The sequence below is a fragment of the Bradyrhizobium genosp. SA-3 genome, from assembly GCF_004212635.1.
Lineage (GTDB): Bacteria > Pseudomonadota > Alphaproteobacteria > Rhizobiales > Xanthobacteraceae > Bradyrhizobium.
Window position 1 is genome coordinate 25,636 of the sequence record NZ_PSRT01000003.1, and the last position, 25,425, is coordinate 51,060.

Annotated in this window: 17 protein-coding genes; 10 read left to right on the plus strand and 7 right to left on the minus strand. The window is 58.4% G+C overall.

All coding sequences use genetic code 11. From position 1 onward, the window contains the following. Positions 1-5 precede the first annotated feature (5 nt). Both gmd and fcl read left to right on the plus strand, forming a co-directional pair. Positions 6-1,088 (plus strand): GDP-mannose 4,6-dehydratase, encoded by a 1,083-nt coding sequence (gene gmd, locus CWO91_RS01295; protein WP_130211917.1) that lies wholly within the window; start codon positions 6-8, stop codon positions 1,086-1,088. Further along, entirely contained in the window at positions 1,069-2,025 is a 957-nt protein-coding gene (gene fcl / locus CWO91_RS01300; protein ID WP_130211918.1) for a GDP-L-fucose synthase, read from the plus strand. Before gmd ends, fcl begins: the two co-directional genes overlap by 20 nt. A gap of 94 nt (positions 2,026-2,119) precedes the next feature. Here the strand turns inward: fcl and CWO91_RS01305 are convergent, their stop codons facing one another. Continuing rightward, a complete protein-coding gene (locus CWO91_RS01305) occupies positions 2,120-2,920 on the minus strand; it encodes an FkbM family methyltransferase (protein WP_130211919.1) in 801 nt (266 codons plus the stop codon). A 427-nt stretch (positions 2,921-3,347) separates the two neighbouring features. On the opposite strand from CWO91_RS01305, the gene CWO91_RS01310 reads away from it, so the two are divergent. Then, entirely contained in the window at positions 3,348-4,475 is a 1,128-nt protein-coding gene (locus CWO91_RS01310; RefSeq protein WP_130211920.1) for a polysaccharide pyruvyl transferase family protein, read from the plus strand. Positions 4,476-4,485: 10 nt separating this feature from the next. Here CWO91_RS01310 and CWO91_RS01315 read toward each other — a convergent pair whose 3' ends face one another. Next, complete coding sequence (locus CWO91_RS01315; RefSeq protein ID WP_130211921.1) at positions 4,486-6,201, minus strand: glycoside hydrolase family 16 protein; 1,716 nt, start codon at positions 6,199-6,201, stop codon at positions 4,486-4,488. A 228-nt stretch (positions 6,202-6,429) separates the two neighbouring features. On the opposite strand from CWO91_RS01315, the gene CWO91_RS01320 reads away from it, so the two are divergent. Further along, positions 6,430-7,248 (plus strand): glycosyltransferase family 25 protein, encoded by an 819-nt coding sequence (locus CWO91_RS01320; RefSeq protein ID WP_091894115.1) that lies wholly within the window; start codon positions 6,430-6,432, stop codon positions 7,246-7,248. 62 nt (positions 7,249-7,310) lie between these two features. Here the strand turns inward: CWO91_RS01320 and CWO91_RS01325 are convergent, their stop codons facing one another. Further along, on the minus strand, positions 7,311-8,360 hold the full coding sequence (locus CWO91_RS01325; RefSeq protein WP_165405165.1) for a glycosyltransferase family 2 protein: 1,050 nt from the start codon (positions 8,358-8,360) through the stop codon (positions 7,311-7,313). Positions 8,361-8,467: 107 nt separating this feature from the next. Between CWO91_RS01325 and CWO91_RS01330 the strand changes: the two genes are divergently transcribed. After that, on the plus strand, positions 8,468-9,664 hold the full coding sequence (locus tag CWO91_RS01330) for a glycosyltransferase (protein WP_130211923.1): 1,197 nt from the start codon (positions 8,468-8,470) through the stop codon (positions 9,662-9,664). On the opposite strand, the gene CWO91_RS01335 is transcribed toward CWO91_RS01330, so the two are convergent. Beyond that, a complete protein-coding gene (locus tag CWO91_RS01335) occupies positions 9,653-10,651 on the minus strand; it encodes a glycosyltransferase family 2 protein (RefSeq protein WP_130211924.1) in 999 nt (332 codons plus the stop codon). The genes CWO91_RS01330 and CWO91_RS01335 overlap by 12 nt on opposite strands. A gap of 251 nt (positions 10,652-10,902) precedes the next feature. Between CWO91_RS01335 and CWO91_RS01340 the strand changes: the two genes are divergently transcribed. Together CWO91_RS01340 and CWO91_RS01345 are read left to right on the plus strand one after the other, a co-directional pair. Next, positions 10,903-11,289 (plus strand): hypothetical protein, encoded by a 387-nt coding sequence (locus CWO91_RS01340; protein WP_130211925.1) that lies wholly within the window; start codon positions 10,903-10,905, stop codon positions 11,287-11,289. Positions 11,290-11,654: 365 nt separating this feature from the next. Then, positions 11,655-16,892 carry an Ig-like domain-containing protein gene (locus CWO91_RS01345; RefSeq protein ID WP_130211926.1) on the plus strand — a complete coding sequence of 1,746 codons (5,238 nt, stop codon included), beginning with the start codon at positions 11,655-11,657 and terminating at the stop codon, positions 16,890-16,892. Here CWO91_RS01345 and CWO91_RS01350 read toward each other — a convergent pair. After that, positions 16,879-18,348, minus strand: coding sequence for a lipopolysaccharide biosynthesis protein (locus CWO91_RS01350; protein ID WP_165405166.1), 1,470 nt, complete (start codon positions 18,346-18,348; stop codon positions 16,879-16,881). The two genes, CWO91_RS01345 and CWO91_RS01350, sit on opposite strands and share 14 nt — an antisense overlap. 589 nt (positions 18,349-18,937) lie before the next feature. Here CWO91_RS01350 and CWO91_RS01355 point away from each other — a divergent pair. After that, a complete protein-coding gene (locus CWO91_RS01355) occupies positions 18,938-20,410 on the plus strand; it encodes a hypothetical protein (RefSeq protein ID WP_130211928.1) in 1,473 nt (490 codons plus the stop codon). Continuing rightward, positions 20,400-20,858, plus strand: coding sequence for a thiol-disulfide oxidoreductase DCC family protein (locus CWO91_RS01360; RefSeq protein ID WP_244551273.1), 459 nt, complete (start codon positions 20,400-20,402; stop codon positions 20,856-20,858). Before CWO91_RS01355 ends, CWO91_RS01360 begins: the two co-directional genes overlap by 11 nt. A 54-nt stretch (positions 20,859-20,912) precedes the next feature. Here CWO91_RS01360 and CWO91_RS01365 read toward each other — a convergent pair whose 3' ends face one another. Both CWO91_RS01365 and CWO91_RS01370 read right to left on the minus strand, forming a co-directional pair. Then, a complete protein-coding gene (locus CWO91_RS01365) occupies positions 20,913-22,067 on the minus strand; it encodes a glycosyltransferase family 2 protein (protein ID WP_091894099.1) in 1,155 nt (384 codons plus the stop codon). Between the two features lie 620 nt (positions 22,068-22,687). Beyond that, entirely contained in the window at positions 22,688-22,978 is a 291-nt protein-coding gene (locus tag CWO91_RS01370) for a hypothetical protein (RefSeq protein WP_130211929.1), read from the minus strand. Between the two features lie 1,074 nt (positions 22,979-24,052). Here CWO91_RS01370 and CWO91_RS01375 point away from each other — a divergent pair. Then, positions 24,053-25,270 carry an acyltransferase family protein gene (locus CWO91_RS01375; RefSeq protein WP_130211930.1) on the plus strand — a complete coding sequence of 406 codons (1,218 nt, stop codon included), beginning with the start codon at positions 24,053-24,055 and terminating at the stop codon, positions 25,268-25,270. Positions 25,271-25,425 lie beyond the last annotated feature (155 nt).

Below are 25,425 nucleotides of genomic sequence, written 5' to 3' on the forward strand. Positions count from 1 at the left end.
GCAATATGAATGAAAGGTCGAAGCGGCGCGTCGCGCTGATTACGGGCGTCACCGGTCAGGACGGTGCCTATCTCGCCGAGTATCTGGTCGGCCTGGGCTACATCGTCCACGGCATCAAGCGGCGCTCGTCCTCCTTCAACACCGCCCGTGTCGATCATCTTTATCAGGATCCGCATGCCGGCAATGTGCCGTTCCTGATGCATTACGGCGACATGACGGATTCGACAAACCTGATCCGCCTGATGCAGCAGATCCGGCCAACCGAGATCTACAATCTGGCCGCACAGAGCCATGTGGCGGTCAGTTTCGAGAGCCCGGAGTACACCGCGAACGCTGACGCGATCGGAACGCTGCGGCTATTGGAGGCGATTCGCATTCTTGGCATGGAGAAGGAGGCGCGGTTCTATCAGGCGTCCACTTCCGAGCTCTACGGCCTTGTGCAGGAAGTGCCGCAGAAGGAAACGACTCCCTTCTACCCGCGCTCCCCTTACGCGGTGGCGAAGCTCTATGCCTATTGGATCACGGTGAACTACCGCGAAGCCTACGGCATGTTTGCCTCGAACGGTATTCTCTTCAACCACGAGAGCCCGATCCGCGGCGAAACCTTCGTCACCCGCAAGATCACGCGTGCCGTTGCCCGCATCGAGACAGGCCTCGAAGAGACGCTGTATCTCGGAAATCTCGAAGCCAAGCGCGACTGGGGTCATGCCAGGGATTATGTCGAAGGCATGCACAGGATCCTGCAGGCCGACCGGCCCGACGATTTCGTGCTGGCGACCGGAGAGACTCGCTCGGTGCGTGAGTTCGTGGAGCTCGCCTTCGCCGAAGTCGGCCGCAAAGTCGAATGGCGGGGCAAGGGCGTCGAGGAAACCGGTATCGACAAGAAGTCAGGCAGGATCATCGTGCGGATCGACCCGACCTATTTCCGTCCCACCGAGGTCGATCTCCTGATCGGCGATCCCAGCAAGGCGCGCGAGAAGCTCGGCTGGAAATCCAGGACCCCGTTCGCGCAACTGGTCAAGGAAATGGTGGCTTCCGATTTGCTCGAGGCCAGGCGAGAGGTTACCAATGCCAAGCACTCCATTTGAGCTGGCCGGTAAGACCGTCTTTGTCGCCGGCCATCGCGGCATGGTTGGCTCCGCGTTGGTGCGGCGGCTCGCGGAGGAAAACGTCGAACTTCTGACGGTCTCGCGAAGCGAGGTCGACCTGCGTGACCAGGCCGCGGTCGATAAATGGTTTGCGGCAAGGCGTCCGCAGGCAGTGTTCCTTGCTGCCGCCAAGGTCGGCGGCATCGTCGCCAACAATACGCTGCGCGCCGAGTTCCTCTACGAAAATCTGGCGATCGCGACCAACGTCATCCACGCCGCGCATGTCAATCGATGCGAGAAGCTGATGTTCTTTGGCTCCTCCTGCATCTACCCCAAACTAGCAGTTCAGCCGATTCGCGAAGAGTCGATGCTGACTGGCCCGCTGGAGCCGACCAACGAACCCTACGCGATCGCCAAGATCGCGGGCATCAAGATGGTCGAGGCCTATCGCAGCCAGTACGGTTCAAACTTCATCAGTGTGATGCCGACCAACCTCTACGGTCGCGGCGACAATTATCATCCCGAATACAGCCACGTCGTCGCGGCGTTGATCCGCCGTTTCCATGAGGCCAAGACGTCGGGAGCGAAGAACGTCGTGGTGTGGGGCACCGGCACGCCGCGGCGCGAATTCCTCTTTGTCGACGATCTTGCGGACGCCTGCATCCATCTGATGAAGACCTATTCGAGCGGCGAGCTCGTCAACATCGGCACCGGCGTGGACATTGCGATCGCCGAATTCGCCCGCGTGGTCGCGGAGACCGTCGGCTATTCAGGCGAGATCAGCTTTGACACCTCGCGCCCCGACGGCACTCCGCGCAAATTGCTCGACGTCAACCGGTTGGCGAAACTGGGTTGGCGGGCCAAGACCCCGCTCGAGGATGGGCTCAAGCTGGCCTATCAGGCATATCTCGGCGAGAACCTGCAGGCGCGAGAGTAGAAAGCGCACTTCTGCCATTGCGAGCCAACGGTCACGCATCCGCGCGCCCGTTGTGCGCGGCTGGCGTGATTCGTCGGCGCGGCCACGGGGGCGATCACTCCGGAGCGAACCAGCATTTCGGCAGCACGACATCATCCCTGTTTGCGACGTTTCTCCTGTCGAGGTCGTGAGGAAACTTTCTCGCAGGCGTCCGGCGAGCAGCGCGATCCTTGCGCAAGAACGAGAATTCCATGATCGGCGGTACCTTGAAGCCCCTGTACTCGATGGGTTTGAAGTAATTGTTCGGATGAATGTGTACGACGTCGAAGTGCTTGGTGATCTTCTTGAAAACAGCGCCGATCAGCTTGAGACCGATGGGATTGAGAATTCGGTCCATGGAATGGAACTCGATGATCATGATCCTGAAGCGCTTCAGGTCGTCGCAGCTCGTTTCGATGAGAACCTCGTATTCGCCGCCTTCGATGTCCATCTGGAGGATGAGATCGCCGGTCCGAGAGCCCTTTCTCGACATCCAGTTCTCTAAAGTCATGAACTTGGCGTTGTTTTCGTTTCCGAGGAACTTCTTTTCGAAATCGAGCAGGTCATTGTGGATCGCGGGTGCATCCACCGAGAAGTCAGCGAGGAAACACGGGATGCCGCGTTCGGCAAGGCCGAGCTCGAAGTCAGAGACGTTGTAGACCCCCGGCGAAAAGCAACCGACGCAGCCATCGAGGTCGTCCGGAACCAAATAGCCGCCATCAGCCGATCCGCCCAGTCGAATCAATTTCTTGTCCGTCACGACAGGGAAAAGGTCCCGGAAGAATTCCCTGAGCTCCTGCTCCTTTGAGGTGCCGGATATCATAAAGTCGTTATCAAGCAGGCGGGCCTTTACGTAGTCTTTCAACAAACCGATCATGGTGACTCCGAGCTCGCTAACGCACTGGGTGCAGGCTTGCTGCAAGAAGCGGCATTCCCGCAGGCTCGCTGCCTATGTTCGTTGCGATCAACACATTTGCCTGCCTTAAGACTTCAATAGATTCGATTCTTGTCATGAATATGTGCGGTGTTGTCGCTAATCGGCAGCGTTGCCGAGACTTGCCTTTTGGCTGCTAAGCCGATCTATTCCGTGCTCTGGAACCCGGTCAGCTTCTGCATCGGCGAGGGGACACCGAGAGAGGCACGAGAGCGTGATAGAGGCAGAAGCCGGCTGAGCGCGAAAGATCGAATGACTGACGCGGGAAGCTCGCAGCGCAAACGTCCGGCGTTCTCGCTGGCGGCAGGCAGATGCGTCATCGCTCAACCGCAGCGAGTACCTGGCGCAATGGCAGAAATGGATTAATCGAATGGGAAGTTTTGCCGATGCATCGAAAGCCGTTCGATGCTGTGATGCGACCGACGGGACCGAACTCAGGACGATGGCCGAAACTCCCATGAAGGATTCTCCTACACTGATTGCAGAAATGCAGGATGAGATCGAAAAGGTCATCGGGCCTCATCTGGAGGGTGTCGAGAATTTTGCGCTAGTGGACTTCCCCAACCACTCGAATGTGGGCGACAGCGCCATATGGTTGGGTGAAGAGACCTATCTGCAGAAGAAGCTAGGCCGAGCACCGTCCTACGTCTGCACCTATGACACCTGGTCAAAGGAAGAGTTTGAAAGAGCCGTTCCTGTCGGACCTATCCTTATCCATGGTGGCGGCAATTTCGGCGACCTGTGGCCTAGCCATCAGGAGTTTCGGCTCAGGCTTCTGTCGGAGTTTCCGGATCGCCAGATCATTCAATTGCCGCAAACCATACACTTCTCCTCGAAGGCAAGTCTCAAACGCGCCGCGGAGATCATCAACTCGCATAAGAAATTCCGGATTTTGGTCCGCGACGTGCAAAGTTTGAATATCGCGACAACGGAATTTACTGCGCCCGTCGATCTCTGTCCGGACATGGCATTCTGCCTGGGGGCGCAGAGCTCGCCAGCGGCGGTAACCAGGAAATTGTTGCTGCTGCTCCGAACCGATCACGAGAAGGTGGAGCAAAAGCGTTTTCCGACGCTCCCAAACTTTGCAGTTGTCGAGGACTGGCTCATCGAACAACGAGGCTTGGGAAAGTGGTTGTTTGTCAGGGCGCTGCTCGAGACGTCGCTCCTCTTGCTCAAGGGCATGACGCCGTCGGAGCTCGACGTGCGCATTCGGTGGTTTCACCTGCTGGCGTCGAACCGTGTAGCCCGTGGAATGAGGCAGGTTGGATCGTCGGCCTACGTGATCACGGACCGGCTTCACACGCATATCTTTTGCGTGTTGCTGAATGTGCCGCACTCGGTCCTTGACAACAATTATGGGAAAATCAGCACGTTCGTCGATGCGTGGAGCAAGCCCTTCGAAAAGTTGAGCCGGCCACTGAGCACGAGTGTGGACGACGCCCTCGCAAATTTTCTGGATATCTGCCAGGGCAGTTCGGCCCCGACGGATCAAGGTTGAGGGTCGAGCATCATCCTCCGTACGGGCGGTTCGCCGGATCGTGCGCGCGGACGGTCAACGTTGTCGTCCTCTTTGTTGTCTGGCCCGCATTGTTTGCGCAGGAGATTGTCAGGCTGGTGACCCCTGGCGTCGTTGGAGCACCATTGATCAGTCCGGTGGAACGGTCAAAAGCGAGCCCCTGCGGCAGTCCTTTGACGGACAATATCTTCGGCATCATGACTCCGACATCGCACTCCCCATAGATATCGTGGCGGTAGCTGTCGCCTGCGGCGGATGAAAGGGGGCGCGTCGTCACGCGCGGACCGCGATTGATGGAGAATCGCAGTGGCTCCATCGTTGAGCCGTCAGGCTTGTAGCCATAAACGACGACATGAGACCGCCCGGCATTGCCCTTGGCAGTGGTGAAGTCCGCCTTGATCGTGCGCGATGTCGCATCGTACGAAATGCCTTCCGGGAATTGCGTAAACGTCGTCTGCTCCGTCATACCCGGTTCGGAGCTGTCATAGGGTACGACCTGGACGAATTCGGTAACGCTCGCATCACCCCAGAGGGCCTTGGCGCTCGGCAGCACAATCTTGCCGTTGCCGTCGTAATCGACATTGAGATCTGCGACCGAAACCAGCGGCTTCCAATGCTTGACGCCTGTCGTGCGCCAGCCGCGGATCCAGTCGACATCGAGATAGGCGCCGGTCGCCGAGCTGGCCCACGCTGCGGCGTCATACGCCTCGCCCGCGAACGTGTTATTGAATATGTGTGACGTCAGCAGCACAAATGAGGGCATGTTCTTGGTATTGGAATCCACGCCGGCAAACTGGGATCGAAGGGCGCCATCGACGTAGAGTTGGGTGTTTCCGCCGTTTCGAAAAACAAAGCTGAAGACGTGGAACGCGCCGTCCATATAGTCGAATGGTCCGGCGCTGTTGTCGGTCGAGATCGCCCCCGAGGTATGGACGATATTGCTGAAGTGCATCCCTTGGGAGTTGCACTCAAGATCCCACTCGTTGCCGGTTGGATTAAGCGCGGGTGCGACCGAATAGGTCCAGAACGCGGGATGAAAGCCGGCCGGATTTGTAAGCCTGGGGCTGAACCGGGCACGCATCTCGATGATGACGGCGTTGGCGGTCGGGTAGTATGCAAACGCCCCGGCGGTATGGATCATCGCGGAGAGGTGCGGCCGCACGCCTCCGTTGATGGACCGGTCGGTCGGCGTAAGGAATGCCTGCTCGCGCGTTGTTGCCTTGCGCGCTCCGAGGCGCAGCACCGAGCCGGAGATCGACATGTTGTCGAAGCCAACCGCGACGCCGCGGTTGCGGTCCTTGTAGCCGGTGGTCAGCGGGTCGGCATCAAAAGCTGTCCCGAGCGACGTGGTATTGCCGCGGATGCCTGGATGATAGGCGCCAGTCGGGAAGAACTTGCCGCGAGGGTTTGCCGGACCCACGATATCGAGAGTGTTGAATTCATCACCCCAGGACAGCGTATAGCCGGCATACAACCCACTGCCGTTCTGGCCGACGACGGCGCCGCCGACGACCTGGCTGCGTTGCTTAAACAGCGGGATGAATTGCAGGCGCTGTCGCAAACCATCGTTGCTCAGGCCAAGATAAAGTACTGAGCCACCGACAACCAATGATGCGACGAACAATGCTGCCATGGTGCTGGTGAATCGATGCTTTGATGGCATCCGCGCCTCTTTGCTTGAGACCATCGCGACTTTCGCGATGTACATGTTTCACTCGTCTGTGAGGAACCGTTGGTTCGATCCAAGGCATCCGAATGCGACCGCTTTAGGTATAGCCGCAGATTTCGCCGTGCTTTACGAAACAAGAATGTGAAATGGCCACCAGCATGGCAGCCGCCGGGCGCCGCGTCCTTGTCAGCACAGACCGGTTCGCGGTAATCGTTTGGAGATCACGTGCAATACGGTTCCCAATCAACGCGTCGGACTGATCAATCGATGGGCAGCAATCTCAGAATTGTGGCGATTAGTTTGGCCGGTTCCGTGCGCCGCGAGCGCGCGAGTGCAAATCTGGAGTCGCTTGAGATTCCATGGACCTTCTTTGATGCCTTGCGTGTGCCCGCCAAGGGGCTCCCGCAATATGATGAGGCGCTGGCCATCCGCTTTTGGGGCAGGGGCCTTTCACGTGCCGAGATCGGCTGCGCAGCTAGTCATATGAGCATCATGGCGCAAGTGGCAGCGTCAGACGCCGACGATTCATGGACACTTGTGGTCGAAGACGACGTCATTCTGGATGCCGGGTTCAGCTTTCGATCGCTTCCGGACATCTGCAAGGCGGCCGAGATCGGCTATCTCCGGCTGTATGGGCGACACATGGCGCCGTGCACGCACGTGGCCTGGCTGGATCAGCGGGAATTGGTGCGGTTTGAGCGTGCGCCAATGGGAACGCAGGCTTATCTAATCTCCGGCCATGCCGCGCGTCGATTCATCGACAGCGTGACAACGATCCATCGGCCGATCGACTGGGAGATGGACCGCTTCTGGGCAAATGGCCTCCACAATTATGCCTTGTTTCCTTTTCCGTGCCTTGAGGTGACGCTGACGTCTTCGATCGCAAAGGCGGCGGAGTCGGTCCGCGAGCCTACTGCGTTTGACAGAGCGGCTCGGTTTGCGTGGAAATCAAAGGAATATGTTCTGCGCCTGTCGGAAAATATCCGCCTTCGCCAGTCCGACAGGCGGATTCGCGCCCGCCTCGCCGGCGCAACCAGTCTTTCCGGGCCAATGCCGGAGACAATTCGTACGATCGAAAGCGTGTGATCGACGCCTGGAGGCGTAGGACAAGATCTGACGAGGCGGGTTGCCTTTGCGGCGTTGCCCACTCAGGCAGGCTTGCGCCGGATGACACTTCCGAACCTGACGAGCGGCCTCAAGAGTTCTGCCCTGTTGAAGCGGAGCATGATCAGCTGATACGCAAGCCAGGAAGGGCTCAAGAACAGCCCTGTGAACCAGACGATATGAGAGGCGGCGGCGCGCCAATGTGTTGTCGTGGTCAGCGCAAGCCATATCCCACGGCGCAGAAGTGAACTCGATGTGTCCGCGTCCTGCCGAACGTAGCGCAATCCCAGTTTACGCGACGCGAGGCGATAGTTGACAAAGACGATCTCGTTATCGATCGGCCGTGCCGCTTGCACGTGCACGGACTTCTTGTCGCAATGCGCCTTCAGGATATCGAACTCTGCGACACGGAACCCGATCTGCCTAGGAAAATCCGGAAACCGCTGCGCCCGGCCCTTCGCGTCATTTCGGCTGATATTTCTGCCATGGAGCCGATATTGCCCCAGGGTTTCCTGCACCGTGACCACGTCTCCGTAAAGAGGCGCGATCGTGTTGAGGGCGCCGTCGTATCCCACGGGCGGATTGAGCGGGATGACCTGTCGAAGAAACTCTCGGGAGTACGCATTTCCCGACATGACTGGCCAGATGTACGTTCCCGACCGGGTAAATTCTGCGTGCACATCGTCTGGCGCGTAGGATTTAGGAAACGCACAAAACGAGCGCCCAAGTCGCCTGCCGGCGCCATCGATGATGTCCAGATTGAACTGAACTTTCGAAACACCTTCACGCCAGTGCGCCGCGACGTTTTCGACCGCCGTCGGCATCAGGATGTCATCCGCATCGAGGAACAGGAGTACATCGCCTATCGCTGCGCGATACCCAACTTCGAATGCTGCGATGTTGCCCTGATTTGCCTGAAATATGGCTCGAATCCTGTCACCATAGCCGGCGATGATCTGGCGGGAACCGTCGATCGATCCGTCGTCGACGACGATGATTTCGTCCGCCGGACGGGTCTGATTCAACGCGCTGTCGATTGCCAATCCGACATACCGTTCGTAATTGTAGACAGTTATGACGATGCTGATCTTCAACGCGTGTCGCTCACAATTTGCAGGTGACAGAAGAGGCTATCAATCCATGCCTTGATGAGCCAGAAGTAATTTCACGGTCCGCAAAGCATGGTTGGTGAGGCAATCGCATGAAAATCGCTCTGATCGATCCGTCGCTGTTTACTTGGCCATATGATCTTAAATTAGCCAAAGGATTGACCGATATTGGGCATGCAGCCAGCATTGTCGGGCGCCAGCTCGGGCGGAAGCTTTCCGTTGATGAAGACCTGTTTCTCGACCGGCATTTTTATCCGGGATTGCAGTCGCGCTTCTTCAAGAAACTTCCACGCAACGTGCAGCTGGGGCTGAAGGGCCTCAGTCACGCTGAATCAATGACACGGCTGATCAGGCGGTTCAGGAGGACGCCGCCTGATGTGATCCATTTCCAATGGGCACCGCTGGCGATCGTCGACAGCCAGTTCATTCCCAAGTTCAGGAGGGTCGCGCCAACGGTTCTGACCGTTCATGACTCGAATCCGTTCAATAACAATCCGAGCTCGCGGATACAGCGAATTGGCGCGTTCAGCATTCTGCATTGCTTCGACCACCTTATCGTTCATACGACCGTTGCTCGCGATCGCCTGCTACGCGTTGGTATCCCGGACGAAAAGATATCCGTTATCGCGCACGGATTGCTGACGGATCATATCACCCGACCGGCCGACGAGCCCTCGGCCGGGAACGGGCGCGTTCAAATACTCCTGTTCGGCAAGATAAAGCCCTACAAGGGCGTCGACGTCATGCTTCGCGCGCTTGCGCTGCTTCCCCGAGAGGTCAGGGCGCATTGCGTGGTGAAGGTCGTGGGCTGGCCGGAAATGGCGATGGAGCCGCTGTTTGCGATGGTGAAGGATCTGCAGCTCGAAGACCATGTCGAATTCGACCTGCGTTTCGTTCCGGAAGATGAAGTTACCTCACTGGTCGCGCGCGCTGACATCCTGGCTTTTCCGTACCGGGATATCGACGCGTCGGGTGTGCTGATGCTGGCGATCGCGGCGGGACGTCCGATCGTCGCTTCGAACCTTGGAACGTTTTCGGAATGGCTGAGCGATCGGGCAGAGGGGACGCTCGTTCCTCCAGGTGATCCCGCCGCGTTGTCCCGGACGCTCGAGCGCTTGATCAGCGACCCTGATTATCGAAACCGCAAGAGTCAAGGAATGTTGGATCTGCGAGACTCGGTGCCGACGTGGACCTCGATTGCACGCCTGACCGAGGCGGCCTATGTGAAGGCAGGCCGGCGTGTGGGCGTGCCGGCCAGTGCCCAGGTTCTGCAGGGTTCAGGAAACTGAAGGGGTCATCTGCCAGGTGGCCTGGCGGATCGACAGGATGCCCCAGAAAAAGCCAAGTGCCCACGCGAAGTGCATCACGACAGCGGCCGGCAGTGCAAGCAGCCCGCAAATAGAGCGATGTTTTACTGCAATCATCATTGCAGTCAGCGCCAGTATCGCCAGATAGGCTGCCGGCAATGTCAACAGCAGCGGCGCCGCCGGCGACAGCACGATGGCGCCAATCGTCAATGCAACATGCGTGGGCACCACGAATTGACGCAGTCGCAACGATCCGGGATGCCGCCTCACGGTTCTCGATCGACCGCGACCGTAGTTGAAGTACTGCTTCGCCAGGCTCAGAAAGCTCGACCGCGGTCGATATGAAAGGCGGATGTCCGAATCCAGAAATATCCGGCCGCCGATTGCACGCAGCCTGCAGTCAAACTCTGCATCTTCATTATGAGCGAAGGTTTCGTCGTAACCACCAGCCCTGCGGAACGCGTCGATGGTCATCGCCGCATGATGCCCGTGATCGACAAAGCCGCTTTGCTTTCCGCCGCGATGTGCCGATCCACCCGAACCGACCTTTGTGTCCGAGACCCAGGCGACGGCCTTCTGCAGGCAACCTTCGCCACGCGAGTCCATGGGAACCACGACCGAGTCGGCCTTACGCTCGTCCAGAGTCTTGAGGAGGCTCGAAACATAATCCGCTGGATATCCGCAATGGGCGTCACACCGCACTAGGACCTGCGCCGCAGCACCATAGACCTGTACGGCTAGATTGACCCCGGCACTCTGCAGCCGCTGCGGATTGCGCAACAGATGGACGCCGCCAATGTCTTTGGCGAGCTGGCGGACAATGTCGGGCGTCCCATCGGTGCTGCCGCCATCTGCAACCACTATTGTGCGACCTGCGTGAAGACTGTCCCGGGCCAGGTTGCGGACAACCGTCTCGATCTGGGGGGCCTCGTTCAGTACCGGTATGACAATCAGGACTTCTCTGGACACGATTTAGCTGCCGCTTGCGGTTGTTTGCTTAATCCGTTGGCAGGCGCGGGAATGGTCGTTGATGCACGCCAAAGGACGAACCGACGGTCCGTCAAAAGAATGGCCAACTCGTGACTGCTTCTTTTAATGCATCGGTTGCGAGTGGGCTTACCGATGGCGCCTTAAAATGGGCGATCTATTCTGCGTGAATCGTGAATAGTGCGTGCCCCGATCGCTCGAAGATCGGAAGCGAACCGGACTGGGAGCGATATGTGAGAGCTGTTGTTGTTGCCGTCGCTTTGTTGCTAGCGGTCTGTCACCCTGCATCGGCCGATCCGATGACGTTGGATTTTTCATGGCGCGGGGCGCACGGCTGTGTCACGCTGTTCCCAAATCCGGAGATACGTCTGCGCAACATTCCCGCCGGTGCCACTTCGATGACGCTCACACTTGCGGAAGGTGCTCGCGAAATGGGAGGCCAGAACGTTCCGGTTCCTGGTAATGGCGTTGTGCCGTCTGGGACGATCCGGACATTTGGTCCTTGCAAGCCGGGTCTGTATGAATGGACCGCCCTCGTGAAATCATCGACGGGACAGGTTCTATCGGAAGCGCATCAGGCGCGATTCTATCCCTCGGACCAGACCGCAGCGAAGCAATAAAGTTTCGGGCCTTTGTGGCAGCTCCACGCGTCTGCATGCCGCCGATTGATCGTACCCACGTGTTGCGACTCTATTCGGCCAACGAGGGTGTCATACGGGTTGAATACTGTCGGATGCAAAATGCGGTTCCCTAATCGGAACCCAGCGTGTTCGGCGCCCGCCCAGGGAACGACGGGCAATGCACTGAGCGTGCTTGTTGCAAAGCAGCGCGGACTTCACATGAGCCCGTAGCATTCCGGTGTCTCCGCAGAAATCTCCAGCCGTCAGCTGATTCTCTCGTCATGCGTCAAATTGCGTCGAATCCATAAGGCTCTTTTGAACGCGTGCATAGTTGTGTGCCACGTAAAAGGAGCACGTAATCCATCATGACCACTATCAATGGAAGCGCCGGTGCCGACGTTCTGTTTGGCGGTACCGGAAATGATGTTCTAACCGGAGGAGCAGGCAGCGATACTTTCGTTGTCTCGAAGGGGTACGGCTCCGATACCGTTACTGATTTTCAGGCGGGCTTAGGCGGCGATGTGCTGCGAGTGCAGAACTACGGCTTTGCGACGTTCGCGAGCTTCCTGGCAGCGGCCACCCAAGTGGGCTCCGATACGGTCGTCACGCTGTCGTCCACCGAAACCCTGACGCTGCAGAATGTCGCGCTTTCGACCTTGGTTGCAAGCAATGTCGTGCTGGACAATCCGCTGCCAGCGAGCGGAACGGCATGGAACTGGGCGGGTACCGTCCCCGCAGGCGGCACGCTGACGACCGGGGCGACAAATGACGGCATGGAGGCCGGCGGCACGGGCGTCACGCTGATCGGCGGAGCAGGGGACGACACCTACTATGTCTATGATCACAACACCAAGGTCGTCGAGCAGGCCGGAGAGGGTATCGATACGATCCGTGTCTGGAACATCAACGGATACAGCCTCGTCAATGCGCCGAACGTCGAGAATCTTGTCCTGACAGATAGCGTTCCGTCTCCCGCCACCGGTAATGACCTCAACAACATCATTGTCGGCAACGCCGGCGACAACATGATCGACGGCGGGCGAGGCAACGATGTGCTGACCGGTGGGGCCGGTCGCGACACCTTTGTTGTGACAGCGGGCAACGGCAACGACATCGTCACCGACTTTCAGGCGGGCGCCGGCGGGGACGTCCTGCAGCTCAACAACACCGGCTTCAAGACGTTCACCGATGTCACGGCGGCCATGAAGCAGGTCGGCACCGACCTTGTTCTGAAACTCGCGAGCGGCGAAACGATAACCCTTGAAAACACCAGCCTCCAGAATCTCACGGCTGCAAATGTCAACATCGTCAGTCCCCTGACAGGGCTGGTCCAGACCTTTAACGACGACTTCAACACGCTCTCCGCGGGCCAGGATCCGAGCCTGACCTGGCGCACGAGCTATGCCTGGAGCGGAGCCGCGGGGTACGGGCTGGCCGGCGAACAGGAAGTGTATGTCGATCCCAGCTTTTCCGGACTGCCGGCCACTCAGGCATCAACGTCGCTCGGGCTTAATCCGTTCTCGATTCAGGACGGTCACCTCGTCATCACGGCGCAACCGTTGCCTGCGAGCGCAACGCCTTATACAGGCAGTGCCATATTTTCGTCGGGCATGATCTCGACCCAGAACAGCTTTACCCAGACCTACGGCTATTTCGAGATGACGGCCACGCTGCCCAGCACAAGCGGCGCGTGGCCGGCGTTCTGGATGCTTCCCAGCACTGCCAATAACCTCAACACGGAAATCGACGTGCTCGAAGCATTTGGTCAGGATCCTGACCAGGCTCATTGGGCCATTCACTCGCCCTACGCGCCTGCGACGAATGGGGGTTGGGCAAATACAGCCAACCTGACCACTGGAGAGCACACGTTTGCGCTCAAATGGACCCCTTACGACTTGACATTCTTCGTCGACGGGAAGGAGGTCGCACAGCAGGCGACGCCCTCCGACATGAATACGGCGATGTACATGATCGCTAATCTGGCGATGGGCGGGAGCTGGCCGGGCAACGCCGCTCCAGGATCGACGGCGACGATGACCATCGATTCAATCAAAGCCTATCAATTGCCGGAGTACACGCTTGCGAACTACACCCTGCTCACGAGTGGCGCGCCGACCAACACGATCGTGGGAAGCGCGGCTGCGGACACGCTGAGCGGCACATCCGGTAATGACCTGATCGGTGGTGCAGGAGGCGCCGATGCCATGACCGGCGGTGCCGGCGATGACACTTATGTCGTGACCGATTCCGGTGCGAAGGTTATCGAGGCCTATGGCGGAGGCATCGACACGGTAAACTCCTCAGTGACGTATACGCTTTCGAGCTACGTCGAGAATCTGACGCTCACCGGTTCGGCGGCCATCAACGCGACCGGCAATATTCAGTCCAACATCATCATCGGCAATTCCGCGGCGAACGCGATCACCGGCGGGCTCGGCAATGATATCCTGACCGGCGGCGGCGGTGCGGATACCTTCGTAGTCAACTCCGGCGATGGTTCGGACATCATCACCGACTTTTCTCCGGGATCGGGCGCCACGCACGACGTCGTCCAGCTCAACGGCTTTGCCTTCACCTCATTCGCCGACGTGCAGGCGGCGATGACCCAGGTCGGAAGCGACGTCTATCTAAAGTTGACCAGCCAGGACACACTGGTGTTCCGCAACACGACGGTCTCGGCATTCACCAGCGACGATTTCCAATTGCCAGCAACACTCCCGGTCGGTGGGACGATCACGTCCTGGATCAGCGGGAAAGCGAGCAGCCGCATGGTGTACGGTACCGCGGCGAACGACAAGCTCTCGGCGGTCAATATCGATGACACACTCGTCGGAGGGAACGGCGATGATACCTACGTCATCGGTAACGCGAACCAGAAAATCGTCGAGAATCCCGGCGGCGGCGTTGACAGCGTGGAGGCGTGGACGTCGTACACGTTGCCGGCAAACGTCGAAAACCTGACGTTGATGACGGGCGGGCTCGCGGGCGTCGGTAACCAAATGGCAAACCGCATGGTCGGCTCGAGCGGTGACGATTCCCTGGATGGCGCGGGCGGGAATGACTGGCTCTCCGGAGGAGCCGGAAACGATACGTTCATTTACAATGCAGGCAGCGGCAACGATACGGTCGCCGATTTCCACGCCTTCACGACCGCGACTGCCGAACACGACAAGCTGATTCTGAAGGGTTACGATAGCGGCGCCTATTTGACCCATGTGAACGACGTGTGGACCGTTCACTACGCGGGTGGAGCAGATACGCTGCGCATTGCGGGCGTCACCAGCTTGACGTCGGCCGACTATTCATTCGTTTCCGCGACGAATTCGCCGATGGCGATGACATCCATTGCCGTGCCGACGATCTCGGCTGTCAACGACAGCGGCTCGATCGTGTCGGGCCTCATCAATACAAATCATCTGGTCCTCACGGGTCGCGCGCAGACAGGTGTAACCGTCAAGGTTTTCGACGGGACAACTCAGATCGGTACGGCGATCGCCGACGGCAACGGTAACTGGAGCATGGCGACCGCAATGCTGGCCGAAGGCGGCCACGCCTTTGCCGCCGCAGCGATGGACGGTGTCGGCAATCTCACCGCGCTCTCAGCCGGGGTGAATGTCACCATCGATACGGTCGCCCCGAACGTGCCCAAGCTCGCGTCGTTCTCGCCAGACAGCAACGTTGCCGGCGATGGCGTCACCAATGTCAACCACGTGAATTTGACTGGAACCGCGGACGCCAGGAGCACGGTGCAGGTCTTTGACGGCGCGACAATGATCGGAACGGCGATCGCCGACACCAACGGAGCCTGGTCCTTTGCCACCGCAACCTTGGCGGACGGTAATCACACCTTTACCGGCAAGACCGCGGACGCCGCCGGCAACGTCAGCGCTTCCTCCGGCGCGTTGAACGTCACGGTCGATACGCGTGCCCCGGTTGCACCTATCGTGACCTCGGGCGCACCTGGAGCTTCGAGCGCAATAATCGTGTCCGGCACGGCAGAAGCCGGAAGCACTGTCCGGCTGTACGAAGGCTCGACCTTGCTCGGCACGGGGGTCGCGGCGACGAGTGGGGTCTGGAGCGTCACCACCGGATCGCTCACGGCAGGGCAACACAGCTTCACCGCGACCGCCACCGACATCGCCGGCAATTTGAGCCAGCTTTCGAACTCCTTCAGCTCCGCCGTCGGTACGGTGATCGAAGCAGCCGGCACGACATCACTTATCAAGTCGGAAAGCAACTTCTACCTTTCGACGGCCGGCTCATCGGTGACCTTGAAGAATGGCGGAACGGCGGTTGTCGCGGGGCAGCTTGGCGCATGGGTGCCAGTGGCTGCGGAAGCGTCGTCGAACGGCTATCTCGTCGCGTGGAAGATCCCTTCGACCGGCCAGTTCGCGGTCTGGAGCACCGACAGCAACGGCAATTTCGTATCCAACTATCTGAACAAGGTGTCCGGAACCGACCCGGCTCTTGAGTCGAGCGAGACCCTCTTTCACCAGGATCTCAACGGTGATGGCGTGATTGGTCTTCCACCAACGCCCGAGAAGGTTTCAGGCACGACAATCGAGGCGTCCGGCTCAACCAGCCTGGTTCTGGTCGGCTCGAATTACTTGTTCGACGCGATGGCCAGCGGCGCGGGACCGACCTTGAAGTACGGTGGCGTAGCGGTTGTGTCGGGACAGTTCGGCGCTTGGACGCCGGTGGGCGTGGAGCAAACGACCAGCGGCTATGATGTGGCCTGGAAGATTCCGGCCACCGGCGAACTCTGTGTGTGGACCACGGACAGCAATGGCAACTATGTATCGAACCTCCTGAACAAGGTGTCCCCGACCGACCCTGCTCTTAAAGCGGTCGAGACGACTTTTTATCAGGACCTCAATGGCGATGGTGTAATCAATACGTCATCGACCATCCTCAAGATCTCCGGAAATGTCGTATTGAATCTGGGCAATATGTCACAGGCCGCGACGGTCGATCCCGGCGCCACGCTCGAATTGTCCGGCGCCGCTTCCGGGTCGATCACCTTCAAGGCGTCGACCGGCAATCTGGTGTTGGACCACGCGTCGCAATTTACCGGAACGCTCATCGGTCTGACGGGTGACGGCACCGCGTCCAATTCCAATCATATCGACCTGAAGGACATCGCGTATGGAGCGGGGACGTCGGCGTCCTTTTCCGGCGATACAGCCGGTGGCGTGTTGACAGTAGTCGATGCTCAAAATCACACGGCACATATCTCGCTTGTTGGCGACTACACCAACTCCACCTTCAATCTCTCGAGCGACGGATCCGGGGGCACGCTGGTCATCGATCCTCCGAAGGCCAGCTTTGATTTTTCGGCGGTTGCGCCGTCGCAGCCCTCTCCTACCGCACCGGCCGTCGGCCCCTCGCGCCCGGGAGACGACGGGTTCGTGTTCGAGCAGTCCGCTATCCCCACCGTATATGAGTTAAGCAACGAGGCTTTTCATGAATCGGCCAAGGCAGGACTCCTCGCGGCCACCACTTATCCAGAAGTTGACTCGCGCCTTCATCAGGTCGACGCCGTTCACGCGGTAGCCCCGATTGATGTCCATCTGGCGGAGTTGCATGACTTCATCCTTCGCTGAAGGTCTTTGCCTTTCGAAAAACGTTGCGTAATACGCGTTTCGCAAGTTCCCGTTTCCGCGCGAAGAAGGTCATGGGGAGGAGATATGATGCATAGGCAAGCGCCAGCAGAATAACTAACCCAGCGAAAGAGTTTCCATCCAGCAATGAGATGAGCGAAATCCTTGTGACGGCCGCCGCAACGCCACAACTGATCCAATGTGGGACGGTCGTGTTGACCAGGCTCCTAGTCGTCACCGGGCCATGACGACCGATTGACATCGCGTAAAGCGGCAGCACGACGGTGCAGTTCACCAGCGTATACGCCGCCGCGATTCCGAGGGCGCCCCAGGGAAGACCGACGAGGAATGAGGTCACGTTGATCAGGGCGGTCCAAACGCCGAGCCTGAAGTACTCCTGGCCACGGCCTTGACTGAGGAACAGCCAAGCTGCCGTCGCGGTTGCGACCTGGATCAAGCCCGCAACGCCAAGCCAAGAAAAAATCGGGGCTGCACCCACCCAATGCTCCCCGAGGAGAACTCTGAAGAGCGGCTCCGAGAGCAGGATGGCGAAGACGATGCCCGGCTGACATATGAGCATAACCATGGAAAGGGCATCGTTGTAGGTGCTGAGATATCTCTCCTTATCGAAACGAAGCCGCGAAAGCAGCGGGACAATCACCTGGCCGATGGGGTTGTGTAATTGGACGATCGGCAGCAGCAACAGCTTATAGGCCCGATCGTACAGGCCGAGTTCGTCGCCGCCTCGAAATTTGCCGATGAGGATGTTGTCCGCATTTCTCGAGAGATAGTTGACCAGATTGAACCCTGACACGTGCAGGCCAAATCTCGCCATGTGCCGCGTCTCGCTGTCCAGACGGGCATATCCGGGGCGATAGCCAGAATAGACCCAGATCCCGACTGTCGAAATGAGCGTGAGAACGAGCGTGGACAGATAAAGTGCCCAATAGTCTCTCAAGATGATTACGGCGACGATCCCGGCGACAACGGAAGCGGTTGTCGCAGCGACATCCAGGATTGCCAGGGTCTTGAACCGGGATTCTCTGGCAAGTAGCGCTGCCGGAACGGTCGCAAGGCCAGCAATGAAGCTTAGGCCGGCAATTGCGATCATGAGCTGTTGAAGCCTCGTATCGCCGTAAAACAGCGCAACCGGATGCGCGCTCAACGCCAGAACGAGAGCAGATGCCGCGGAAGCGAGCACCGATAGCCAGAACAGCGCATCGATCTGGCCCTTGGCGATTTCCGTGCGTTGAATGATGGCCTGTCCAACGCCGACGTCCTTGATGAGCCCGAGGAACGTTGCAGCCGTCGCAGACATCGCCAACACGCCGAAGTCGGACGGAGCAAGATTTCGCGTCGAGAATATCGTCAAGACAAAACCGGCCGACAGTTTCCAGGCCTGGGACCCGCCCGTTATGAGGATGTTGGTTACGGCCCGTGACTTGCTGTCTTTGTCCAACGAGCTCACCCCCGCGATTTCAAACAGTTCTTGCGCGGTCTTGCGCCTGCCAGCAAATGCCGCGGGAAATCCAGCGCGCCGAACGATGGCGGTTCCGATCGTCTCCGGCTTTTAGCTTGGCCTTGACACGAACGGAAGACGTGATCGGGCGATGTGGGACCCGCGTACCGGGGCGAGCCTGGTCGAAACTGATTTCAAACGATGGCCTGACCATCACCAATGTCAATGCGGAGACTTGTGGTCACATCAATGCCCGCAGTTTGTCATATTTCAATCCGCAGTGCTGAGGTTCCCGTGAGATGATTTTGTGAGCACTCACATCAGGAGAAGGGCAAGCTGCGCTTGCGATGTTTGCAGACTGCTCGTGATTCTATAATGTTCGGCTGATCTCGATGACGAAGCTCCGGAGGTCCGACACGGGATGACGTTGTATACCGTTGCATCACAGCAAGGAGCGCGGTCTGGCGTCGCGTCGCTTGCCGGACCTCTCTTCCTCCTTGCAGTAGCCGTCATTCTTTCTGCGATTTCGCGGCGGGCCGTCACGCATCTCGCGCGCTGGTCTGACATTTACGCTCTGGTGCTGGTTTGCTTGGCATTTGCCGGCGCACTCGCCTTCAGCTCCATTCGCTACCGTGATTTCTCGCCGCCATTGCGGATCACCGCCTTCGCGATCGGAATGACGATCTTCGTGCAGTTGCTGTTCGATTCATTGGGGCCCTTCGCAGGGCCTCCTAACATCCTGTTCGGTTCGAGCGACAAAGCACTGTTCTTCCGCTACGGTGCGGTGCTTGCGGTTGTGGCAGGAATAGCCGCGATCTGGCGTCCTTCATTTCTGGTGCCGCTGTTCTACTTCTATCATGCATGGCGCGAAATGGTGAGCGTCGTGTCCGGCATCTTCGTGACTGAGACCGATTATCTCGGGATGCTCGACGTCGGTAACTTCGCCGTCCTTGGCGTGCTCGGCACGATCGTCCTCACCAGCGCCTGGGTGATGGATCGCGTGCCGTGGCTGCGAACTTTGTTCGCTTCCGCAGATAACGTGAAGCAGCTTCGCGATCGCGCCTATGGCTTGATTTGGGCGTGCGCCGTCGGGGCGCATCTCGGCAGCTATTTCTGGTCGGGAATCTCAAAGCTGCAGGCTGGTGGCGAGAAGCCATGGACCTGGCTGCTCGCAAATCCCACGCAAATCTCAATCCTGATGGGACTCGAACGCGGCGACGCCCCGCTCGGCCTATGGCCGGGCGCGTTGCAGACGATCTGGGACGCGATCGCGAGCAACCAGCTGATCTTCAACGTCTTCGTGCTGGGTGCCCAGCTCCTGTCGCCCCTGGCTGCGATCTCGACGCGCGCGCTGTCGTTCTTCTGCCTGCTGTTCGACATCTTCCACATCGGCGTGTACTTCACGCTCGGGGCTCTGTTCTTCTTCTGGATTGCGCTCAACCTGTTCATCGTAGCCGCGGCGCGGACGCTGCCGCGTGATGGATTCACCCCGGCGATGAAGGTTGTGATGGTCGTGACCGTCATCTGCGGCCGGTTCTTCTTCTACACCAATCATCTCGGATGGCTGGACGGGCCGAAGCTGGCAAGCCCGCGGCTTTTCGTCGAGACCCGCGATGGTCGCCAGGTTCTCGCGCCTTCCACGTATTTCGGCATCTACTCGTACATGATCGGGACCGGAACCATGTACATCCCTGAGAATCATTTCCGGGCTCGCGTTGGCGGCAACAACCACGATCTTGCGACTTGGCATGACGCGACCACCTGCGGCCCGGAGATCCTTCCGCGTCAGGACACAGGCGTACCCATGGAGGCCGTGGAAAAATTGGTCCGCGAGACGGATCGCTTTTTCCGTGTCTATCCCTGGGTGAAGGACAACAACAGCTTTTATGCCTATCCGCACCACATGCTGTCCAATCCATGGCTGTATGGCGAATTCAACAAGCTGACCATGGACGATATTGTCGCCTATCACTATGTGGTGGACTCAGTATGCCTCGGTCTGGCGGAGGGCAAGCTTGTGCGCGACGTTCGGAAGCGTACGGATTATCGAATTGACCCATAGTGATGACGATATCTGGGTGGTATATGACGGCGAATGCCCCTTATGCAGCCGCTATGTTCTGCTGTACCAGTTGCGGGAGCGTGGGCAGCGCATTCACCTGATCGATGCGCGTTCGGAGCATCCAATCGTAGGCGATATCCGCGCCCGCAATCTCGATCTCAATGAAGGCATGGTGGTTCGCTGGCGTGGGCGGCATTACTATGGGGCCGATGCAATGCATCTGCTGGCAACGCTTGCCGGGGAGGCGACTGTCTTCAATCGCCTTAATCGGCTCGTGTTCTCCCGGCCACGCCTCGCAAGGGCACTTTATCCGGCACTGGTGCGCGGAAGGAAGCTTCTCCTTCGGCTTCTCGGCCGCAAGCTGATCGATGAGATCAATGCTCCGGAACAGCGGCTACCGGTCGGTCCTTCCGACGAAAACATCAAGCACAACGACGGGGTCCGATGACGTTTGGAGGAAGGCTCCAGCGCGCCTCCTGTGTACAAGAAGCGGTGGGTCAGGTTATCGCGTCGCGGCCTGATAGGCCGGAGAGAGACGCATCAGATCGCAACGGACAAGATCGTCGGATGATTGGTAGATCAGGCTTTTCGGATAGATGAGCTCGAATGACGGATTCTGATCGAGCCGCTCCGCGTAACGCTGATACTCGACCGATCCGAGATAGTAATTGCCCTCGCGGACCGCGATTGCGACCTTGTCGGTGAAGTCGTGGAGAAATTTGAAATGGAGCAGGGCGCCTGTGACATCGCCTGGCTTGCCTGGTGGGGCCATCAGGTGACCGGCGGCGATATAGCGACGGCCGGGCAACCAGCGCGCGAGCGGCACTTTAGTGAGCAGCGGTGGCTGCCAGCGCGTGATGTTAACCGCAGGCAGCAGCCGCGCCAGCCCGTATGGCTCAAGCAACCGCACAAGTGCGTCGTAAAGAGCGATCTTCGGCGGCATCGGTTCGTCATAAAACAACCTCGCTCGCGCACCACCCACCAGGTAGTTGGTCGGAAAGCCGCGCCGACGGCGCTTCACATAGGTATCTGAATCGAAGTAGGGGCAGAACGCGACGAGGCTCTCACCGGCATGGTAGCGCTCCGGGCCACCGAGCCAGCGTGGATACATATCGACCATCTCCGCAGTCATGCAATCTGCGCCGGTGCTCTCCAGATATCGGCACAGCCATCGAAGATCAAAATTTTCGCAACCGGGATAGACAAAGAGTTCGTCTGCGTCGAGCGTCAGCGCCCACCGTCCTGGCGCGAATTGGTCGAGCACGGCGCTGGTCCAACGCGCGCCACCACTTGATTCTGCAAAGGGCTCTCGGATCTCGAACACGTGAACATCCGGCTGATCGAGTAGGAATGCTCGCGTGCCGTCATCCGAACGATCATCGATCGCGAGGAAACGTCCGACCCCGAGCCGGCGATGGTGGCGCAGGAAATCGGGTAATCGCAGCATTTCGTTGCGAAGCTTGCCGACAGCCACGATCTCATCGGCGCCGAAGTCGAGCGGCCTGCTATCAATCCGGTGAATGACTGGATCGGGATGCTTGGCCCGTGATCGCGTTGGCGTCAAAAGTGCGACAGCCGCTTGACCCCTTACGATCGACCCTTGTAACGCGTTCCGCGCGCGGTTGCCGCCCGCCGCTGCTCTCGCCAGCAATTCCATTTTAGATTTTCCAGCCAACCGATCACATCTGCATTATCTACGATAAAGACGGCGAATATAGGTGCTATGGACGGTCACATTGTCCCAGCGGGTTGATCTAGCCTCATAAGCCCGCGGCGAGCTACAAATGTGCGCTTCTTATTTGCAATCGAGGACTATCGGCCGGCGGTTTCGCGTCGGTTCCAAATAGATTGCATTGCCATTCATTCCCAAACGTCTTGAGCATAAAGTCATAAAGTGAAGTGTCGCACCAGCTTGTCGCGGATTCGTGTCATCCAAAAGCATTTGGCCAGCCATTCCGCTGCGGTTTCAAGGAGCCGAAATCAAAGTCAAAGGAAGGAGCCTCCGCCACGCATCATACGCGTATTCAGTTGGGTGCAGGAGATCTGTCGAGCCGTTGAGAGCAGATTAGAGTTGTGGCCAACGGTTTCTGCGGAGCATCACTCGTGCACGGGATCATGCCGCGTAAACGAAGCGGCTCACAAGCACAACGGCAGGAATGCGGTCCTGCGGCATGATCTGCATGGCAATTAAGCAGACGCGGAGCTTCTACAGGAGGATGTCACAATGCACGGACCATGCGACAACATCCTCGCTGGCCGCTCATGATAGGGGGCTGACTAGACTGCGATTTGCGATTCAGGCATCTGCGGTGATGCCTCCGACTGCACCTGATCGAGCACCGAGAGGTTCGCGATGAGCAGATAGATCAGCAGGCTCGCGCAATAGACGACTTGCAAAATTACCGCGCTGGCGACGAATGCTATCGCGCCCGTGGCGAAACCCTGCTCAAGACCCAAATACCACGCTGCAACCAGGATCAGCATCGTTGCGGGAATAAGGGCGTATGCGCGAAGAAAACGCCCCAGAAGAACACCCGCTACGGCGCTTGCGATCATCAGCACGACCAAGATCTGCCCTCCTGCTCTTGCACCAGAGATGTTCCGACGCATGACGGGCCGTATTGTAGCCACAGAACCGCTAAAAACATACCACTTTTACGCGGCCGCGGCCAATCTTTGGTGCGCTTGCCGCTGCGCTGCGGGCGCGCGGTTCTGTCGTAAAACGTGCTCGGACGTCGACCCGGTCTCCTGGATCCAGGAGTTCTCCTGCTGACAACTGGGTGCTTTTCGGTTCCAGGGGCTTACTTTTCCACCCGGGCGGTCGACCTCGGCAACAGGCCGACACGCAAATGCGGCAAGAGGCTTGTGACCAAGACGCCTCGGAGGAGACCAGTCCTAGCTCCCCTGGCTTTTACGCAGCAGGAGCCCGACCAGCTCTTCGAGGCTCTGCTCAATGTCCGCGGACTGCAAAGATCTGGTATCGGGCTCAGAGGAATGCGGCTCGATCAGACGCAAGCTTGCGCCGGAAGGCCCGGATTTCACTGGCTTCGGCTCCCGAATGGATACGGGTTTAAACGACTGAGGCATGTCATGGTTCGTCTGCTCAGTCATTGCGGGTTGAGGTGTGGCGTATCGCGCCCTGGTGCTTTCATCCGAAGCTGGTCGCCTGGTTCTGAGCGCGGGCGAAACGTAGGGCTGCAAGTTCAAGTACTCGGCGTGCCGCTTACGAGAGATCAGCTCACGCGTGCCGTAGCCGGCCGCGAAGCCAATCGCGAGCAGAACAAATATGATGAGAAGCCCAACCATCAAAACTATACGCGCCCACTCATAATTCTGCCTCAGAGTTAACCTGCTACCGTCTATATCCTGTAGTTGATAGATGCCGTAATTGACGATTTGAAGGCACGTCGTTCGCCGTATCCGTGTCGGGCTGCGCTCGCCTCAGGAGCACTTCTGACGCGTCGTGAGCGATACGAGATATTCGCTGCATCCCCGCGATCCGGTGACTTGCCTATTTGCTGGTCAATGCGCCTTCGATTTGGCATCGCACGTGTCGTGGGTGATGCGACAGCCATCGATTGACAGCTCGCTCAACGTAGCGAACATCGCAAACAGGAAACCACGAATACCGAGATCGCCGTCTTGTCGTTACAATCCCCAGGTTCCGCCATCATAACCGACAGCCGCGCGCAGAAGATCGGGGCCGTCAACGGTTTTCGCGGACTCGCCATCTTGATGGTGATCCTTTTTCACTTGCTTGTTCCGTTTACATCCAGCGCGCCGGCGTTTCCCGGCGAACTTGATCCGAATGGTCTCCTGGCCATTGTCGCGAAGCATGGCTTCTTGGGCGTAAATATCTTTTTTGTGCTCTCCGGATTCGTTCTGTACCTGCCCTATCGCACAAAGAAGCGAGTCATCGATCGGCTCGCCGACTTCCCGCATTTCTATTGGCATCGCGCAGCCCGGTTGCTTCCACTTTACTATACGGTTGTCCTCGTGACGGTTGCACTTCATGCCAAGTCGCCCGCTGGATCGCATGCGTGGTATCTGGAGCTCGGCGGACTGTTATCTACGCTTTTCATTTTTGTGCCGCACGGGTTTATGCCCCCCTCCAATCCCGTATTGTGGTCCGTAGGCGTTGAAATCTGGTTCAGCCTTTTGTTTCCGCTGCTGATTCTTCTGATCGCGCGCTTCGGCCTCCGAAGACTGTTGCTGTTGAGCGTCGTCATCTGCTCAGCTTTCGTGGTGGCTGGGCATCTTATCGTGGTGGATCGGATTGGGATGTTTCGCCCGTTTGTGGGCGGAATATTTGGGTCGTGTTACCAGTTCATTTTCGGAATGTTGGTTTGCGATCTCTACGTCAAGTCCAGAGACAGCGTTTCACTAAGGAGATTTCAGTCGCGCGGGCTGCTGCCCGGACTGCTGCTGATGATTGCCGCCATATATCTCAAGGATAACGGCCCCTGGGCTGTGAGCATTCTCTACGCCACGATCTTTTGCGCCGGGTTTTCCATGGTGCTGCTGGCGGTGTTGTGCGGGGCATGGTCCGCAAATCGCTTGTTCGAGGCGTGGCCAATTCAAGTCGTCGGATGCATGTGCTACAGTATCTATGCGTGGCATTCGATCATCATGGTTGAAATGATCCCGCCCGATACGTCTCCGTTGCAAGACACGCTTCGACTTTCATTTCCGTATCTTGCAATAACGATCCTGCTAAGTGCGCTGAGCTATCGTTATATCGAATTTGGCCATCAAGGCGATTGGAGGTCGTTGTTCCTGTTGCGTAACTCCAATTCCGACGAGCTCACCGGCGCTGGGGTATCCCGTCGTGCTGAGTCTAAACCGGTCGCATCGTCCTGAAAGGACGTCCTGCTGGGACATCTGGGACTGCGGGTCGAGGGTATGTTCGGTGCTCGAGTTCGCGGCTGCGCCTCAGTCCTGTGGCAAAGTCGAGGGCGTTGCGGACCTCGGCGGCTTACTTTTGTATTCGGCCTAGCGCGACTGCTCCGAAGGTC